1 protein-coding gene and 1 pseudogene are annotated in these 972 nt (G+C 70.1%); both read right to left on the reverse strand.

Features of this window, described 5'->3' with window-relative positions; translation table 11 throughout:
* Window positions 1-427: pseudogene (locus A3728_RS12335) on the reverse strand (energy transducer TonB); the annotation flags it as partial.
* Window positions 428-430: 3 nt separating this feature from the next.
* The gene (tolR, locus tag A3728_RS12340; RefSeq protein ID WP_067924027.1) at window positions 431-910 is read right to left on the reverse strand and encodes a protein TolR; all 480 of its coding nucleotides are present in this window, start codon (window positions 908-910) and stop codon (window positions 431-433) included.
* Window positions 911-972 lie beyond the last annotated feature (62 nt).

A 972-nucleotide genomic window follows, 5' to 3' on the forward strand; every position in this document is an offset into this window, starting at 1 on the left:
GGCGGGGCACCGCGGTGGGGGCAACCTCGGGCACCAGCACGGCCACGTCCGCGGGCGGTTCAGGCAATTCGGGGGCGGCATCGCTGACCTCTGCCTCGGGCGGCAGGGCAAGCTCCGTCACTTCGGGTGCCGGATCGGAGGCCGGGCGGTCGGCCTGCACCGGGGGCGGGCTTTCGACCGGCGCATCGGGCTGCGCCTCCACTTCGGGGCTGTCCTGCGGCTCGGCGGGGGGTTGCGGCTGCGCGACCTCGCTCGCGGGTTCCGGTGCGCGCTGCGCGGCCAGAATCGCCTCGAACTCCGCCCCCGTCACGACCGAGACTTCCGTCATCTCGAAAGGCTCGCGCGAAGGCGACAGCAGCCCGCCGAGAAACAGCCAGAGGAGCAGACCGACATGACCCGCCCCCGAGATATAATATGCCCGCCGCACGCCCTAGCCACCCGACGTATCGGAACCGTCCAGCGTCGGGCCGCCGATATCCGTCACCAGCCCGATGTTCGAAAAGCCACCCGCGTTCAGCGCGCCCATCACTTCCATGACCTGCGCGTAGGGCACCTTGCCGTCGGCGCGCAGGTAGACCCGGTCGCTGGCCCGCTCCGCGGCAATGGCGCGCAGCTTGGGCACGAGCTGGTCGCGCGCTGTGTCCGTCGTCTGGATCTGGACGGCGCCGTCGGCGGTGACCGTGACGGTCAGCGGCTCTTCGGGTTCCGATGGCAGCGCGCTGGCGGCGGATTTGGGCAGTTCCACGGGCACGCCCACGGTCAGCAGCGGTGCGGCCACCATGAAGATGATGAGCAGCACCAGCATCACGTCCACGAAGGGTGTGACGTTGATTTCCGACATGGGCTGCACGCGCCCGCGCCGCCGGCCCCTGCCGCCCCCGCCCTGTTTCTTGATGACCCCTGCGCCCATGGTTCAGCTATCCAACTGGCGGCTGAGGATGGTGGCGAACTCGTCCGAGAACGCCTCGTAGG

The sequence above is a fragment of the Sulfitobacter sp. HI0040 genome (assembly GCF_001634885.1).
In the GTDB taxonomy this organism is placed as follows: domain Bacteria; phylum Pseudomonadota; class Alphaproteobacteria; order Rhodobacterales; family Rhodobacteraceae; genus Sulfitobacter.

Bases quoted from the DNA above. Each gene is read 5' to 3' on its own strand.
- tolR (WP_067924027.1), bottom strand. From the start codon at position 910: ATGGGCGCAGGGGTCATCAAGAAACAGGGCGGGGGCGGCAGGGGCCGG.